Below are 16544 nucleotides of genomic sequence, written 5' to 3'. Positions count from 1 at the left end.
CTGGTCTGACGGCGCTTACTGCTGAATTCACTGTCGGCGAAGGTAAGTTGATGACTCATGATGAACCCTGTTCCATGGCTCCAGATGACAAACATGATCTCATATCAGGGACTTGTTCGCACCTTCCTTAGTAACATTGGTAGCCCAACTGAGGCAGCTTCAAGTGCGGACATAGGCAAACCTTCACTATCAGAAGTTAGAACAAATGCATCATACTTGTAGAAATTCTCGAAATTTTTAACCTCTCCTAGAAAATGTATGTTGCTAAAGGACTTATATTTTTCTTTGAGAGTTGGCAGCAGCGGTCCATCACCTATCATGTCAATAGATACACTATTAAACTGAGATACGACATTAAGAAGTAGATCAGGTCGTTTTGGATGGATCATCCGCCCAACAAAAACCAATTTCAGTTGGTCATGGATACTACCGCTTACTCTGGATTGCAGTGGCATGATACCATTAGTAATGGTTATTATTTTGCAATCAGAAATTCCTATTTGGCCAATTGCTTTTTCACGGTCTTTCTTTGACACGCATAGAATGTTGTTAGTAAAGAGGGATAAAAATTTTTCTATAAGGCAGAAGATTTTCGAATATCTACCGCCATTGTAAATACAGGACCAGCCATGAGAGACGTATATTGAGCGATGATTAAAATAAAGTTTAGCAAGGCGTCCATGTATACCTGCACTTGCTGAATTACTAATTACTACAGCCGCATCAATTTCTCTCAAAATTTTAGATATTTTGTAAGACGCGAGAAGTGATTTAAAAGATAAAATATCTTTGACATAAAACACATGGTCCTCTTCAAACTGTTCAGATAGCCAGCCAGGTGCTGAAGTTATAAGATAGATATCGAAGCAGTTGCTTAATAAGTCCTTCTGCTCTTTAATCCATTTTTGAGCACCGCCTACTTCTGCTTTTGTTATTATATATACTATTTTTTTTGCCATTAATTTTACTCGTTGAAGGGTTTTCTATATGTTAATAGCCATTATTTATTTAAAATTTTACCACAGGCGAGAATGCAGAATTTTTTCCAAGCAATCACTGTTTTCCAACCTAGTAGGGATATACTAATGGGAATAGTTCGAAAAATATTTTTTTCTTTTATAGCAATCAAGAATACAACGTTACTAAGATAATTAATTATATTTTCTTCGCTTAAAAGGGTTCTGTTTTTGTTTAGCCATTTTTCACAAAAATCAACAGTTGCGCCCTTTGTATGTGCATTCAATGCGCGATCTAAAATAATCCAGTGCGATAATATCTGATCTATAAAAACGAACGAAACTTCTTTTTTATATGCGTCAAAACAAAACTGAACATCCTGATGACGAGGAAGGGATTCATCAAATGTTAACATCTTTGCAGCATTTTTATTTATACTTATGGTAGATGTTTGTATAACACCATGTTCATTTAATAGATAATCGATAATATTGTTGTTAGATGGCCCAGTCTTAGGAACTATCTTTGCTTTCCCGTTTTCGATATCATTGTAGGTGCCCCTCAATGATTTGTGAAATGCAATCAAAGGCTCTTTCCCAACTTTTTCAAAAGTAGCGGAAACAACTTGTAGTTTGTTTTCACACCAAATATCATCTGCATCTAGAAAGCAAATAATTTCACCTCCTGAATTTTTGATTCCTATGTTTCGTGTAACGGAAGCATTACTTTTAGTGCTCAGTCTGATAAGCTTAATAGTAATTTTGTTGATGTAATTTCCTATTTTTTTTTCCAACTCAATAAGGTCATCACTTGCATCATCAATCACAAGCACTTCATACGACTTATACGTTTGGGATACAATTGCTTCTAATGTTTTTTCAATATAGCTACTTGAGTTTCTGGTGGTTATAATTATGCTTACTAACATATTTTGCGCCTTCAATAAGTCCAGCCATTGCAAATAAATAAAAATAAGTAAAACTTTTCAAGAAAAGCTGTTGAGATAGCACTAAAACGATTAAAGCGAAAAGATCAATTCCCGCAGTTCTCTTGAGTTTTTTATTATTATACCAACTTGTTAATAGAACAAATACAATAAATGCGAAACCAATGATACCGAATTGATCCCAGTAAACAAATATATTATGCGTATAAGCACCCCAACGTACACCAAATCCGTCGATATCTGTTTCAGCCTGTGAACCGAAACTACCCAAAAATGGATGTTCGCCAATGATAGATAAAGAATGAAGTAACAGTTTCATCCTGCCCAAAAAAGATGCGTCATCGCTAAAATTCCCAGAGAAAATATTGTATATTCTACTATTATAATTTTCAAAGAAAGAGGAAATAAATTCAATATCAGGGATTAGTATTACAAGTGAAATTAATGCAATCAATAACCCAACGATAATAAATATCGGTTTTTCGCTTACAACCTTTTTAACATTAAAAATAAAACATAATGCTAATAAAAAACCAATCAATCCCGAACGAGCATTAAGTATAAGCAAAAAGAATAAAGTAATTAAGATAATAACTATTTTTAACGTTTTCGACGTTCTGCTTAGAGACAGCATACATATCACTGTAAATGCTAAGCTGTCGCTTACGATTTGATAGACACCAACAAATGATGGGTCTATTAATTTTGAAAAATCTATCTTAAAGGATTGTGAATCAAAAAATAAAATAGTTATGACAGCAAGACCACTATACATGAGAATTAAAGAATATAATCCAACACGTGTTCTAAAAAAATCATAACCTTTTTTGAATATAAAATAACAACACAATGAGATAATAAAGAAAGGGGAATAATATCTCAAAGCGGATATATAGCGTCCGTCTTCAGTATAAGAATAAAGGTTGCTATGTAAAATTATTATTACAAAGAACCACACAAAGGAAGCTAAAATTAGGTAGTCATCTAATGATACTCTAATATTTCCGCGATACAATGCTGTGAACATAATGCATAGCAGCAAAAACAAACCAAACCCAATAACCACGAAACTAATGGGGTAAAAAGTAAGTAATCCAAAAAGAGAAAATAAAGTTAAAATAGGTGAAATTACCAATATCAATAGAATATATAATTTTGATAATGTCGCAAGCATTATGACTTCCCACGATATTTTATAATACGTGCAGGAACCCCAGCAGCAACCACCATATCAGGAATGACATTTGTAACTATAGCGCCTGCTCCTACTGCTGTATTATTACCTATATCATTCATAATGACTGCATGTGTACCGATCCATAAATTATTTCCTAACTGTACAGTTCGATATTCAGCCTTACTTTCACCAAACGTGTTTTTTATATCATTTATATCATGGTGTTTTGCCCCACTCATTATTGATACTCTCGCGGCGAGAATAACATCATTACCTAAGACACATTTACTTAAAATACAAAACTCTTCTATAGTACAATTATTTCCTATTATAACATCGGGGTACACTATATACGCGCCCCAAAAAACTCTCAAATTTTTCCCACATGATTTTAAAGATAGTTCGTAATAAAACTGTCTGATTAGCAAGCCAATTACCCCTGGGAAAAAAGCTAATAATTGCGTAGAGGTTTTGTAATTTATTAATTTGAATTTATACAATATATATATAAACAAACTAACTGGAGAAAAAATATATTTAATAATATAAGAAATATTTCTTTTCATGTTTATTTTACCCTGACTGTAAATATGGCCTTTAATTGTAATTTGAATAACTCCCTGGTTAACTTATCGAAAATATTTAACAGTACTCCCATAATTATTTGCGTAATTAAATAACCCCAGACAGCCGCCATAACTCCTAACTTAGGAATAAATAGCATATTCCAAACGACGTTAAATGAAAGAGCAATAAGTGTTCTGATTAATCGTTTGTTTGAATAATTATTAAAGAAGAGATATTGCGAATTAATGGCTGCCAATCCCGAAAAAAGTATTGAAAGCATCCCGACATCTAGGATAGATATCAGTTTTACGGATAAGTCAGGGAAAATATAAATAATAACAAATCGACCAGCTATAAAATACCCAACATAAATAAATAGACCGATATAAATAGCACCGCGATAGGCTTTTAAGAGTGCGTTTTGTATATCTATATTGTTTCCATTGTTCTTAGCATTACCAATCGCTGAATACATACCAGTAACATATGCGGATTGAAGATAACCTGCAGCGAGGATCATACTTGCGGATAAAGCATATACGCCCAATGTCTTAACACCTAAGTAATGTTCAACAATCATTTGATCAAACCGATAAAATAACATAACGGATAATGACGATATTCCGACCGGTAACGATAAATTAATAATGGATTTAACAACACGCAAATTTATTTTTTTTACTTCAAAAACCCCTTTAATAGATAAATATAAAATAAATGTTGTAACCATCGTCTCAAACAACGTAGTACACATAAACACAATGAATCCGAAATTCAATACTAAAAATTTTAGTAAAATAAAAAGCAAACTGATACAAATCAAAGTAAGTATTGTTTTATATTTATTTGGTTTATCAAGGATAATTAGCAACAAATAGAAACAATTCCAGATATACGTCCAAGATAAAAGTGAAACAATCCAGAAATCAAATCCAGCACGTTTCCAAAATAATACCAAACAACAACAGAAGAAAGCTAATCCACTTAAAACCATCCTTATATGAAGCAGTGCAAATGGTAATTTATTTCCTTCTGCAATACATTTCACGAAATAATCATCTAAACCTAATGATAATGCCACGCCAAATATATTTACAATAGCAAAATAATAAGCATATTCACCGTAAATCTCGATACCATATGCTTTAGTAATCATAACAGACACTAAAAAACCAAGACCTGTGCGTAGTAACCTTTCGGCACTAAAAAGAGCTGTATTTTTAAATAGATTCATTATTAGTTAATTTTTTTGTTATATTTAAATGGGATATAATAGAGGTCCACTCAGGGGCTACGTAACTCCCATCATTGAAGATGTAAATAAATTCATCACCAATGATTTTATAATTTAAGTTATTATTAATAACAAAATCCATTACCCATTTATATTTATTACTTATAACATCTTTACCTAACGTAAGATACTCAATTAATTTAGTGGACGTCTGCCGATTATATGGGTAAACGTCAGGCACATAATTTATACATACTCTAACATCGGTGAGAAGAGACGGTATTTCAGATTGCTCAACTTTCCCAGCAAATTTAATATTAAAATCATTTTCATATCTAGTCATTAAATAATCTGGAGACGTGCCGATGAGTAGTATACTCTTTCCTTTCATTATTTTTGAATCAAGAAAATTCTCTAGTTTCCGCTCAGCTGACATACTACCCACATAGGCGAAATCATAGTTCACGACTGATTTATCAGGATTTATGCTACGATTCTGGATGAAAACATCGGATACCCCCATATCTCTTAACTCGCCAAGCACACCATTTATTGCCATTTTTGATTGTATAAAATCGTTAAGGAATATCTGGTAATCAGGGCGGTGACTGCAATTATGCTTAATTAAATCTTTTATTAATTTTATAAATTTATATTTACCCGTAGATAAGGAGGCGTATTCATGGATTAAATAACTTTTACAGTTAACCTGATTAATAAATCGCGGTCTATTGTAAAAATGAGTACCCATGATATGCCATTCAACGTACATTTCTGTCTTTTCTATAGTCCGTGGCATTACCTTCGAATTTTTAAAACATACGATACCTTGCATAGAAAAATAAGCAATATAATGATTTATTTCAGGAAGATTTTCATGTTGGGGAAAAATAAAATTAATAATAGTCATTTTGATCGAGCTCAAAAAAGCGACGCTACCGCCCTTGGCTTAACAGTTACCAATGTACTGGATATAAGTAACCTCGCAGTGGAGGTATTGGTAGTTCGAACATTTTTCCAAAAAGATTCGGTGGCACGACCTCACCACCGAACCTTAAGCAGATATGTTAACTGCTTTTGTTTAACAAATTAAAGACAAATTCACGTAATTTCTGCCCTTCTTTCATGTTTCGCAATCCATAATTCACAAACGCCTGCATATACCCCATTTTCTTACCGCAGTCATAGCTATCGCCGGTCATCAGCATCGCATCAACCGACTGCTTCTTCGCCAGCTCAGCAATCGCATCGGTCAGTTGGATACGGTCCCAGGCACCCGGCTCAGTTTTTTCCAGCTCAGCCCAGATATCCGCATTCAGCACATAACGGCCGACTGCCATCAGGTCGGAGTCCAGGGTCTGCGGCTGATCGGGTTTTTCGATAAATTCAACGATACGGCTCACCTGCCCTTCCGTCTCCAGTGGCTCTTTAGTCTGAATAACAGAATACTCGGAGAGATCGCCCTTCATACGTTTCGCCAGCACCTGGCTACGGCCCGTTTCATTGAAACGTGCCACCATTGCCGCCAGGTTGTAACGCAGCGGATCGGCGGAAGCGGTATCAATAATGATGTCCGGCAGAACCACGATGAACGGGTTATCGCCCACCACTGGCCGCGCGCAGAGGATTGAGTGGCCCAGACCCAGCGGCTGCGCCTGACGCACGTTCATGATGGTCACACCAGGAGGACAGATAGACTGAACTTCTGCCAGAAGCTGACGCTTAACGCGCTGCTCAAGAAGCGCTTCGAGTTCATAAGAGGTGTCGAAGTGGTTCTCGACGGCGTTCTTAGAAGAGTGCGTCACCAGAACGATCTCTTTAATCCCAGCAGCAACAATCTCGTCGACGATGTATTGAATCATCGGCTTGTCAACGATCGGCAGCATCTCTTTAGGAATGGCCTTTGTGGCGGGCAACATGTGCATGCCCAGACCCGCTACCGGTATAACTGCTTTCAAATTGGTCATTTTATCTTCCACCTTAAAATGGTTGACGAAGTATAGACCTAATCAGGAAAATTGCCCGATCAAGAAGTCTACTACGCCTTATGCAAATCACGTTTCGCGTTAAAACTTACATTACTAAACATGAGTATGCATTAAGTGTGACCCAGAATTATCGGAAACCCTGTCGCGAAAATCGCACAGCCCTCTGTTTCCGACAAATCGCAACCTTTGAGGCATTATTCAGATACGAACGTGATGTCATCTTTCTTCTCATGAACGAACTCATACTTCAGCGTACGGTCCAGACCTTGAGATAAGGTATAAGGCGCTTTAAATCCAGAGCTGTGTACCTTGGTCGCGTCAAACTGTGTAGTTGCACAGAATTTCTTCACGCGCACAGAGCTTATTGCATATCTCTTCCCGGTAACTTTGCTAAGAATATCAAAGCAATACCCACCTAACATTCCAAGCGGGTAAGGGAGATGAACTGAAGGGATTTGTTTATTGAGGCTCTTCTCAACTTCTGAGACTAGCTGATTCATGCTCAGGTCTGGTTTGTCTACATAGTTGTAGACATCATAACCCGGCTTAACATTGGTCAGCTTAAATTTGATAAATTCAACAATGTTACCGACATAAGCCATTGACTTATAGTTGGTTCCAGCGCCTACCATGGCGAATTTACCCCCTGCAATCTGCTTAAGCAGGTTGTACACATTGCCACGGTTACGCTCACCAAAGATGACCGTAGGCCGGACAATTGTCAGGGATCTTTCCTCTGGAGCTTTATTAAACCACTCGCGCAGAACTTCTTCCGCTTGCCATTTGCTTTTGCCGTAATGGTTGAAAGGATCATGGAGATGGGATTCATCAGGGTTCACTTTGTTAAGACCATACACAGCCACAGAACTGGTAAAAATAATGTTCTTAACGTTATTTTTTTCCATAGCAGACAATACGTTACGTGTTCCCTGCACGTTTACATCATAGTAGAGTGATGTTGGACTAACGTCATCACGGTGTTCAGCCGCGAGCAGCACGACAGTCTCAAATCCAGTAAGCGCCTTATCGAGTTGCTCCTGATTACGAACATCACCAGAAACGGTGATGTCCGGGTAGAAATGACTCTGCTGTTTGTCAAAGTTAGTAACGTCAAACTCATTCCGAGTAATTTCGATCAATCGAGTCCCGACAAATCCAGATGCGCCAATAAACAAAACCTTATCGTTCATACACCACTCAATGCGTTATGTGTGTTTGGCAACCCCCCGGTAATCGCGTTCTTCCCTGAGGCACCGTTATTGATAAACTGAATATTGCAAAGTAATGCCATGGATTATAAACCTTAAAACCGCTGAATTCAGTAACAAATTTTTAGGGGTTACATCAGATTGAATGGCATACGCCTAAGGCTTCCACCGTCAACTGTGCGGCAGCGCAAAATTCAACCGTTCCGTATTCACCACGTGTTGATCAACGCGATCAATATCCACCGAGCTCTGCCCCTTTTCATTAACCGCTTTTATGTTCGCAAGCGACAGCAACGTCTCGTTTTTAGCCATAAACTTCCCGCGCACATCTTTGCGCAAATCGAAGTTCATCTTCAGGGCCGGTCCCGTCGTTGACTCCTGCATCACGTTGATATTACGTAAGAAAAGGTGCTGGGGTTTGTTATGCAGCTCAAGCGTTGCCCGCTGCATCTCAACGTTGGTGATGGCAACAAACGACGTGGCATTGCCGGAGGAAATCTGTATCCCGCGCAGCTTATAGGCAAGCTGTCGGTTATCCAGGCGAATATCGTTAAGTTTGAAGTTCTGCGGTATCGACAGATAATCGCCCTTGATCACGCCATAGCCAATTAGCATTCCGGCGCTGTTGACCATATCGACATTATCAATAACGAAATTATCACAGCCATAAATAGCTACCGTCGCGTTATCAATTCCGGCCTTTTTACTGAAGTCAGGAGTAATATTGCTGGCCTTGATATTACGGATCACAAAGTGTTTACCGTTTTCGACATGCACCAGCTGCCGACAGTTGCTGCCGGTGATATTTGCCACCACGAAGTTTTTAACGGTCTGCTGTTCCGGATAATCATTGTCGTACGTACTGCCGGCCAGCCCAATGCCTATGCCCCAGTTGATCTTGCCGTTGGTGCAGTTGATGTTATCGATCACGTGGTCAGAGATCAGGATGTTGCGGTCGTTAATCGCCACGTTCCACTCAATCGCGTCACCCTGCAAGTGGCTGAATTTACTATTGGTAATGCGCGCACCGTCCACCTGATTGTGGAACCCCTGACGTAAGATCGCGTAGTTGGCTTGCGTCACGGTAATGTTATCGATGAGCAGGTTGCGCATCACTCGCCGCTTTTTACCGCCGATGTAGATCTGGGTGACGGGGCCGAAGCCGCTCATCGCCAGCCCTTTAATGACACAGTCGGAGCCACGCACGTCCAGCGTGATGTTATGCGTGCGCCCTTCTCCTTCCCCAATGACCTTGCAGCCTTCCTGGAGTACAAATCGTCCGCGGCCGTTGCCCTTCAGCGCACCGCGGATCAGCAGGGTTTTGCCATCAGGAATGAAAATGCCGGTATTGATGTTTTCACAGGTAAACCCGGCGGGAACAACAACGGTATCGCCCTCGGTAAATGCCTGCTTAAAGGCGGCGATCCAGTCGTTATTGTTGTAGCGATCGACAGAAACCGTCTTCCCGGTTGCCGCCCGCACAGCGCGGGGCGACAGCAGCGGCATGGCAGCCAGGACGGATAAAGAAGAGACAAATCGGCGTCGGGTGATCTTATTCAGCATACAACCTCAGCGTTACAGCGTTTGCAGCAGGCTCGCTAACTGGCGATTTATCACCTGCTGATTGAATTCTGCTTCAACTTTTTGCCGCGCATTTTGCAGCACAGGGATCAGCGTCTGCTGATCGATATCGCTGAACGCGGCCAGACGGTCCGCCAGCGCCAGCGCATTGTTTTCAGGAACCAGCCAGCCGGAATGCTCAGAGGTGATCAGCTCCGAGATGCCGCTGTGTAACGTCGAGACCACCGGAATGCCGACCGCCATCGCCTCCATCAGCGCCACGGGAATGCCTTCCATATCGCCGTCGGCGCCGGTTACGGAAGGCAGCAGGAACACATCCGCCTCGTCGAGCATGGCTTTCACTTCGTGGCTCGGCTTGAAGCCCGGCATCTCCACCACGTCTTCCAGCTGATACTGTTCAATCAGCGTGCGCAGGCGACGCTCCCACGGCCCGATACCCAGGATGCGGTAGTGGAAGTCCACACCGCGCGCCTTCAGTTGCCGACAAGCTTCGATGGCTACGTGCAGCCCTTTCTTTTCGGTCAGGCGGGCAACAGAGATAATTTGCAGCGGCTTGCCCGGCACCTTGACCGGTCGCTGGGTGAAGCGTTCCATGTCCACGCCCATGCGTGAAACGGTGATTTTCTCGCTCGGGCACCCCATGGTTTTCAGGCGTCCGGCCCACAAGTCGCTTATCGGCAGCATCATGTCACCACGGCGAAACAGCTGCTGATATTCCGGCGTGTAGTGGTTCAGCACTTCACGGCTGGAGATATCGATACCGTGGAAAATCGTGGCGATTTTGCCGTCAATCACCCCCAGCTCACGCAGTTTTGCCGCCGTGACGCCAGCCGGGCCAAAGTGAGCGATAAAGACATCGGCCCGGTACGGCTGGGCCGTTTGCCCGCAAATGGCGGATAAGATCAGGTTGCGGGCCTCCGCCCCATAGCGCGACATATTCAGCGCCCGCCACGTCGAGGCGCGATGAAGGCCGCGCAGCGTCTGGCCAGCGCGATGGCGCAGTTTGTTCATCCGTCCGGTGGGTTCGTCCTGCAACCAGCGGGTTTTCGCCTCCAGCCCATACTGGGTATACGCCGCATGGGTGTTTTGCGTATCGCCCTTTTGCAGGGCGATAATCTCCACGTCATACCCCATATCGATAAACGCGGTGATTTGGTTCAGCACAAAAGTTTCAGACGACAGCGGAAATTTCAGTAAGAAGAAACCAACCTTCATTTCCCCTCCCGGACGCGGTCGAGGACGGATTTCACCATGCCAATACCTTTTTCGCGTTCGGCTTTCACCGCCACCGCCAGACGTTCGTTGATCGCAGGCAGCTGGCCGAGCGTGTCGCCCACCATCGCACCCAGCGATCCGTCCAGCAGATGACGAATATCGACGGCCATTTCCGGCATACCGAGCTGCTGCATAATGCCTGCAGACTTGTGCTCGTAGTTGATGGCGATGGCTGGCGTGCCGAAGTTCATCGAGATAATGGCTGAGTGCAGACGCGTGCCCACGGTCAGTTCGCAGGCGGAGAGCAGCTTGCCCATCTCCAGGTCGTTCAGCTCGTCCATCACCACGTGGTAGCGGGATGGGTCGTTGACCAGGTTGCGCAGGTTGAGCGCCACCATGCGGTCATCTTTGTTGTAGCTGTCGATACCGGTACAGGTGGAAAGCGCCAGCACCTGGTAACCGCTGTCCAGCACGCGGTTCACCACCTCGGCAAAGGCTTTTTCATACGCCGCCTGAGTCGTGCCGAGGCGTTTATCGAAGGGCGCAAGTTCACGCAGGGTAATGGCGACGGTTTTCTGTTTTGCCGCCACGTCCAGCCAGTGCTGTACCGCGTAGCTGGCCTGGAAGCTGTCATCCTGATGATCCACCAGCCAGGCGGTGTCTACGCCGTGCTCCACTTTGGTGGTGTCGATTTCGCTACGCTTCATCATGTCGAGGCTGACCGATTCGCGCAGGATCAGCGCGTCACAGTGGCCGAAGACATAGTTCGCCAGCTGGTTGAACTGCGGATCCTGGAACGGCCCGACGCTGTGGCCGATCATAAACAGCGGTTTTTTCGCCATGAAGGTGCAGAGTGCATGCTCAAACTGCGGCACGCCGTACAGGTCGACGAAGAACGAGCCGCCCACCTGAATAATGGCGTCATAGCCGGACAGCAGACGCACGAAATCGGTAAAGCCCTGCGCGATGGCGATGTTGCGCAGCTTGCCGGTGTCGGTTACGCGAGAAAGCAGCACCTGATGCTGGTAGCGGCGACGCAGTACTTTCTTCACGCGCCCCATCACGCCCGCAGCGTTGTTGTGCTGTTTCATCTGGCTGTAGAGCGGGTCGCCCATCACCGGGCGGTTCAGTAACCAGGATGAGCTGACCGGATAACGGCTCATCACATCCACTTCTGTCTCAGGCTTAAGGGTGTTAATTGCATCCAATAAACCGCGCAGGATGGCGCTGTCGCCACGGTTGCCGCAGGTATGGTTGCCAAGAATAAGTAATTTCATAATGGCCTCGTAAAATTAGCCTGCGCGAAGCAGCGTTTTCATTTTTTCGTTACTGCAAAACTGGCGCTTTATCTCAACCACCAGTGCATTGCGTGACAGTACAATCATCACGCCGAATGCCAGCGCGCCTGCCGCGACCTGCACCGCAAGCAGCGCCGCCAGCGGCAGATGCCCGTTGAGCACCACGCCCAGGCCGTAGCTCACCGCCAGAGTCGGTAAGGAGAGATAAAACGGCAGCCACAGGCTGAGAATGTACTGACGGTAGCTGGAGCCCAGCACCGGTTTGATCATCACGAAGTAGCTCAGCACGGTATTGACGATCTGCACCAACAGGAAGCCGAGCGTCACGCCAATGGCGCCCGCCATGTGCCCGCCCACAATAATTGCCGGAATAAACAGGAAGGTTTTAAACACGTTGAACTTGAAGCTGATATCCACGCGCGCCTTCGCCATCAGCAGAGAACCAATTGGATTCCCCACCGAGCGCAGCAGCCCCACAACGCACAGCAGTTGCAGGATCGGGATGATGCTGTTCCACTTCTCGCCAAACACCAGCGGTACGAAATTGCTGGCGACCACCATCAGCCCCAGCAGTACCGGGAAGTTGATGATCCCCACCACGGAGAGCAGCTTGTAAAAGTTTACGCGCAGCTTCTCGGTATCGTCCTGAATTTTGGCGAACGCCGGGAACAGCACGCGGGTAATGATGGGGTTGAGCTTCATCGGTGGGACAACCGCGACGTTATACGCCAGGTTGTAGCCGCCCGCGACGCTCGCGCCCAGAATGCGCGCCAGCACCAGCGTAGAGAGGTTAGTATTCACATAGTTGATAATGCTGTCTGCCGTCAGCCACGCGCCGAAGCGCAGGTTGGATGAAACAGACGCCAGTGAAAAATGCAGTCCCGGGCGATAAATCTTGCGGCCAAAGAAGCCAAACAGCAGCGTGCGCACGGCAGAGTTAACGAGGTAGCCGAGAATGGCGGTCATCGCCAGCGGCCAGAAATGGGCGCTGACAACGGTGAAGGTAAAGCCCGCCAGCACGGCGCTGGTTTCAATCATGCCGATCTTGTTGAACTCCAGCTCTTTCTGCATCAGCGCGCGGAACTGCTGCCCGTGCGGGATCACCACGAAAGCAAACGACAGTGCGCGCATCAGCGGCGCCAGGTCCGGGTTATGCAGCACGCTGGCAATCACATCGCTCAGCAGGAACACCAGCACAAAGACGAAGATACCCAGCCCGACGTTCAGCCAGTAGAGCGTGGTCAGCTCCAGGTGGCTAATCTCTTTGCGCTGGATAATCGAGTTGGCGATACCGAAGTCAGACAGCGTATCGGCCAGCGCGATAATCACCAGCGAGACCGTCAGCAGGCCGAACTGGTGGTTATCAATAATGCGCGCCAGCACCGTCATCTGCACCAGGCCGAGGCCAATGATGACGATGGTGGCCATGGCTGACCATTTTGCGCCGCTGATGGTTTTTTCTCGTAAGCTCATCTTAGTACGCCGCTTTATTCACGAAGCCTTTGAAAATGGTCAGAAAAACAATCTTGATATCGAACCAGAGGCTCCACTCGCGGATGTACTCCAGATCGAACTCGATGCGTTTTTCCATTTTTTCCAGCGTGTCGGTCTCGCCGCGCCAGCCGTTGATCTGCGCCCAGCCGGTGATGCCTGGCTTCACCTTATGGCGCAGCATGTAGCCTTCAATCAGGGTACGGTACTGCTCGTTATGGGCCACGGCGTGAGGACGAGGCCCGACGATGGACATCCCGCCGGTGAACACGTTGATGAACTGCGGCAGCTCATCGAGCGAGGTACGGCGCAGGAAGTTACCCACGCGGGTGACGCGCGGATCGTTCTGCGTCGCCTGGGTCACCACCTTGTCGTTCTCCATCACCTTCATGGAGCGGAATTTCCACACCATGATCGGCTTACCGTCCATGCCGTAGCGGGTCTGACGGAAGATGATCGGCCCCGGAGAGCTGAGCTTCACCGCCAGCGCAATGCAGCACAGCACCGGGGAGATGAGCAGCAGGATCAGGGACGAAAGTACGATATCCTCCACGCGCTTCAGCACGCGGTTAATCCCAGACAGCGGCGTGTCGTACAACGGAACAACCGGTACCCCGTTCACCTCTTCAATACGGGAGTGGAGAATATTGAAGGTAAACACGTCAGGGATGAGGATCACCGAGCAGGTGGTATCGGCAAGCTCGCGCATCAGTGTCTTGATGCGGGATTCATCTTTCATCTGCATGGCGATGTAGACGTTGTGAATTTTGCCGGCTTTCGCGTCTTCTATCAGCTGTTCGTAGCTGCCCGCCCAGTCAGATGGTACGCCGCCGGGCTTCGCGTCGTGATAAACCCCCACCACTTCAAAACCTAACCACGGCTCTTTGCGGAAGCTGTCGAGCAACACCTGTCCCACCGGCAGGTCGCCCGCCACGGCAACAAAGCGACGGTTATACCCACGGTTGCGCAGCCAGCCCGCGCCAAAGCGGATCAGCGAGCGGCAGACCACCATGCCAACGCTGGTTAACAGATACCAGCAGAGATAGGTCACAAGCCGATTATCAAAATCATGGCTGAACGCCACCAGGCCTGCGCTGAAAATCAGGCTTAAGGTCCAGTTCTGGAGCAGCAGCATCAGTTCGGTGGTCATTTTGACGCCACGCCATGAACGATAGAAATCGGTCATGCCGCCGATCATCTGAAACACCACCAGCGCAATCAACGCCATCAGCAAGTGCATGTATAAGAACGACTGCCCGCTGACCCAACACACCGCCCACAGTCCGCCGACCATGATGGTGATATCAGAAAAACGCTGCACCATAGAGATTAACGATGCATTCGTTCTCGCTCGCTCGCGCTTTTTTAGATTTGTCATCGTTGTTCCTTTAGTTCTAAACCTTTCCCCTCGCCCCTCACCCCGGCCCTCTCCCCAAAGGGGAGAGGGTGTTCAAGTTCCCTCTCCCCTTTGGGGAGAGGGTTAGGGTGAGGGGTAAGGTTTTCTTTTTACTGATTCAACAGCGCCAGAATGTCCTTCGTTCGGGCTTCCATCAGCGCGGTATCGGCCCGGGACTCAACGTTCAGGCGCACCACCGGCTCAGTGTTGGAAGAGCGCAGGTTGAAGCGCCACTGCGGGAACGCCATGCTGATACCGTCGGTACGGTCAATCTCCAGCGCATGAATGGCAAAGTGCTGTTCGACGCGGGCGATGGCCTCGGCTGGCTGTGCCAGTTTGCTATTGATCTCCCCGCTCGCCGGGAACGCCGCCATGCGGTCGCGCACCAGTTCGCCCAGGCTCTGTCCTTTCAGGCACAGCAGCTCGGTTACCAGCAGCCACGGGATCATCCCGCTGTCGCAGTAGGCAAAATCACGGAAATAGTGGTGGGCGCTCATCTCGCCGCCGTAGATGGCGTCTTCCTCGCGCATACGCTCTTTGATAAACGCGTGGCCGGTTTTGGACATCACCGGCTCGCCGCCCGCGGCCTTCACCACGTCGACGGTGTTCCAGGAGAGGCGCGGATCATGAATGATCTTCGCCCCCGGGTTTTTCTCAAGGAACGCTTCCGCCAGCAGACCGACAATGTAATAGCCTTCGATAAACTGCCCTTTCTCGTCGAACAGGAAGCAGCGGTCGAAATCGCCGTCAAAGGCGATACCCATATCGGCGCCGTGCTCAATCACCGCGTTGCGGGTGTCGTCGCGGCACTCCGGCAGCAGCGGGTTAGGAATACCGTTCGGGAAGTTGCCGTCTGGCGTGTTGTGCACTTTGACGAAGGTCACCGGCACGTTCAGCGCCTTAAAGCGGGCTTCAAGTGCATCGACAACCGGGCCTGCCGCGCCGTTGCCGGAGTTAATCACCAGCTTCAGCGGTTTGAGGTTCGCCACGTTGATGTAGCCCAGCAGGTGGTCGATGTACTCTTTTTGCAGGTTGATCTGCTTATAGCTGCCGCGCTTCGCTTCGTTCACCGGTGGGAAGTCGTTGGCCTCGGCCAGACGCTGCACGTCGCGCAGGCCGGTATCGCCGCTGATAGGACGCGCGCCCTTGCGCACCAGCTTCATGCCGTTGTAGTCCATCGGGTTATGGCTGGCCGTCACTTCGATACCGCCGTCCACGCCCAGGTGGAAGGTGGCAAAATAGATCTCTTCGGTACCGGAAAGGCCAATGTCCAGCACGTCGACGCCCGCGTCCTGTAGCCCTTTCGCCAGCGCCAGCTTCAGGGATTCGCTGGTGAGACGCACGTCGCCACCCAGCACGATAGTTTGTGGTTTCAGGTATTCGCCGTACGCGCGGCCGATGCGCCACGCAATGTCTTCGTTCAGCTCTTCGCCCAGCTTGCCGCGAATATCGTAGGCTTTAAAACAGGTTAATTTTTCCATGATGA

General features: G+C 46.8%; 14 protein-coding genes. All 14 read right to left on the bottom strand.

Features of this window, described 5'->3' with window-relative positions:
• Window positions 1-104: 104 nt before the first annotated feature.
• The 14 genes from ACOTXC_RS20305 to cpsG all read right to left on the bottom strand — a co-directional run bounded on the left by ACOTXC_RS20305 (window position 105) and on the right by cpsG (window position 16539).
• Window positions 105-959 (bottom strand): glycosyltransferase, encoded by an 855-nt coding sequence (locus ACOTXC_RS20305; protein WP_421767937.1) that lies wholly within the window; start codon window positions 957-959, stop codon window positions 105-107.
• Window positions 960-1000: 41 nt separating this feature from the next.
• The gene (locus ACOTXC_RS20300; RefSeq protein WP_421767936.1) at window positions 1001-1885 is read right to left on the bottom strand and encodes a glycosyltransferase family 2 protein; all 885 of its coding nucleotides are present in this window, start codon (window positions 1883-1885) and stop codon (window positions 1001-1003) included.
• Complete coding sequence (locus tag ACOTXC_RS20295; RefSeq protein ID WP_421767935.1) at window positions 1845-3077, bottom strand: O-antigen ligase family protein; 1233 nt, start codon at window positions 3075-3077, stop codon at window positions 1845-1847. The genes ACOTXC_RS20300 and ACOTXC_RS20295 overlap by 41 nt, the downstream gene beginning before the upstream one ends.
• A complete protein-coding gene (locus ACOTXC_RS20290) occupies window positions 3077-3646 on the bottom strand; it encodes an acyltransferase (protein ID WP_126490551.1) in 570 nt (189 codons plus the stop codon). Before ACOTXC_RS20290 ends, ACOTXC_RS20295 begins: the two co-directional genes overlap by 1 nt.
• A gap of 2 nt (window positions 3647-3648) precedes the next feature.
• The gene (locus ACOTXC_RS20285; protein ID WP_126490552.1) at window positions 3649-4881 is read right to left on the bottom strand and encodes a polysaccharide biosynthesis C-terminal domain-containing protein; all 1233 of its coding nucleotides are present in this window, start codon (window positions 4879-4881) and stop codon (window positions 3649-3651) included.
• Window positions 4868-5791, bottom strand: coding sequence for a glycosyltransferase family 1 protein (locus ACOTXC_RS20280; protein ID WP_137042142.1), 924 nt, complete (start codon window positions 5789-5791; stop codon window positions 4868-4870). Before ACOTXC_RS20280 ends, ACOTXC_RS20285 begins: the two co-directional genes overlap by 14 nt.
• A gap of 157 nt (window positions 5792-5948) precedes the next feature.
• Window positions 5949-6848, bottom strand: a complete 900-nt coding sequence (gene galF, locus ACOTXC_RS20275) for a UTP--glucose-1-phosphate uridylyltransferase GalF (RefSeq protein WP_421767934.1) — start codon at window positions 6846-6848, stop codon at window positions 5949-5951.
• Window positions 6849-7063: 215 nt separating this feature from the next.
• Window positions 7064-8059: an NAD-dependent epimerase/dehydratase family protein gene (locus tag ACOTXC_RS20270; RefSeq protein WP_126490555.1), complete on the bottom strand. Its 996-nt coding sequence runs from the start codon at window positions 8057-8059 to the stop codon at window positions 7064-7066.
• 189 nt (window positions 8060-8248) lie between these two features.
• A complete protein-coding gene (gene wcaM, locus ACOTXC_RS20265) occupies window positions 8249-9640 on the bottom strand; it encodes a colanic acid biosynthesis protein WcaM (protein WP_421767933.1) in 1392 nt (463 codons plus the stop codon).
• Between the two features lie 12 nt (window positions 9641-9652).
• Entirely contained in the window at window positions 9653-10873 is a 1221-nt protein-coding gene (gene wcaL / locus ACOTXC_RS20260; protein WP_421767932.1) for a colanic acid biosynthesis glycosyltransferase WcaL, read from the bottom strand.
• A complete protein-coding gene (wcaK, locus tag ACOTXC_RS20255; protein WP_126291221.1) occupies window positions 10870-12150 on the bottom strand; it encodes a colanic acid biosynthesis pyruvyl transferase WcaK in 1281 nt (426 codons plus the stop codon). Before wcaK ends, wcaL begins: the two co-directional genes overlap by 4 nt.
• 15 nt (window positions 12151-12165) lie before the next feature.
• Window positions 12166-13644 carry a colanic acid undecaprenyl disphosphate flippase WzxC gene (gene wzxC / locus ACOTXC_RS20250; RefSeq protein ID WP_421767931.1) on the bottom strand — a complete coding sequence of 493 codons (1479 nt, stop codon included), beginning with the start codon at window positions 13642-13644 and terminating at the stop codon, window positions 12166-12168.
• Between the two features lies 1 nt (window position 13645).
• Window positions 13646-15040: an undecaprenyl-phosphate glucose phosphotransferase gene (gene wcaJ, locus ACOTXC_RS20245; RefSeq protein WP_038416372.1), complete on the bottom strand. Its 1395-nt coding sequence runs from the start codon at window positions 15038-15040 to the stop codon at window positions 13646-13648.
• A gap of 128 nt (window positions 15041-15168) precedes the next feature.
• The gene (gene cpsG, locus ACOTXC_RS20240) at window positions 15169-16539 is read right to left on the bottom strand and encodes a colanic acid biosynthesis phosphomannomutase CpsG (protein WP_022648631.1); all 1371 of its coding nucleotides are present in this window, start codon (window positions 16537-16539) and stop codon (window positions 15169-15171) included.
• Between the last annotated feature and the right edge of the window lie 5 nt (window positions 16540-16544).

Origin of the sequence: Enterobacter cloacae complex sp. IR5428, assembly GCF_049238585.1 — a bacterium.
Lineage (GTDB): Bacteria > Pseudomonadota > Gammaproteobacteria > Enterobacterales > Enterobacteriaceae > Enterobacter > Enterobacter intestinihominis.
This window is presented reverse-complemented; position numbering and strand designations above follow the sequence as displayed.

What these genes read in the sequence shown, in the direction of transcription:
- ACOTXC_RS20305 (WP_421767937.1), bottom strand. Translation starts at nt 959, where the DNA reads ATGGCAAAAAAAATAGTATATATAATAACAAAAGCAGAAGTAGGCGGT.
- ACOTXC_RS20300 (WP_421767936.1), bottom strand. Translation starts at nt 1,885, where the DNA reads ATGTTAGTAAGCATAATTATAACCACCAGAAACTCAAGTAGCTATATT.
- ACOTXC_RS20295 (WP_421767935.1), bottom strand. Translation starts at nt 3,077, where the DNA reads ATGCTTGCGACATTATCAAAATTATATATTCTATTGATATTGGTAATT.
- ACOTXC_RS20290 (WP_126490551.1), bottom strand. Translation starts at nt 3,646, where the DNA reads ATGAAAAGAAATATTTCTTATATTATTAAATATATTTTTTCTCCAGTT.
- ACOTXC_RS20285 (WP_126490552.1), bottom strand. Translation starts at nt 4,881, where the DNA reads ATGAATCTATTTAAAAATACAGCTCTTTTTAGTGCCGAAAGGTTACTA.
- ACOTXC_RS20280 (WP_137042142.1), bottom strand. Translation starts at nt 5,791, where the DNA reads ATGACTATTATTAATTTTATTTTTCCCCAACATGAAAATCTTCCTGAA.
- galF (WP_421767934.1), bottom strand. Translation starts at nt 6,848, where the DNA reads ATGACCAATTTGAAAGCAGTTATACCGGTAGCGGGTCTGGGCATGCAC.
- ACOTXC_RS20270 (WP_126490555.1), bottom strand. Translation starts at nt 8,059, where the DNA reads ATGAACGATAAGGTTTTGTTTATTGGCGCATCTGGATTTGTCGGGACT.
- wcaM (WP_421767933.1), bottom strand. Translation starts at nt 9,640, where the DNA reads ATGCTGAATAAGATCACCCGACGCCGATTTGTCTCTTCTTTATCCGTC.
- wcaL (WP_421767932.1), bottom strand. Translation starts at nt 10,873, where the DNA reads ATGAAGGTTGGTTTCTTCTTACTGAAATTTCCGCTGTCGTCTGAAACT.
- wcaK (WP_126291221.1), bottom strand. Translation starts at nt 12,150, where the DNA reads ATGAAATTACTTATTCTTGGCAACCATACCTGCGGCAACCGTGGCGAC.
- wzxC (WP_421767931.1), bottom strand. Translation starts at nt 13,644, where the DNA reads ATGAGCTTACGAGAAAAAACCATCAGCGGCGCAAAATGGTCAGCCATG.
- wcaJ (WP_038416372.1), bottom strand. Translation starts at nt 15,040, where the DNA reads ATGACAAATCTAAAAAAGCGCGAGCGAGCGAGAACGAATGCATCGTTA.
- cpsG (WP_022648631.1), bottom strand. Translation starts at nt 16,539, where the DNA reads ATGGAAAAATTAACCTGTTTTAAAGCCTACGATATTCGCGGCAAGCTG.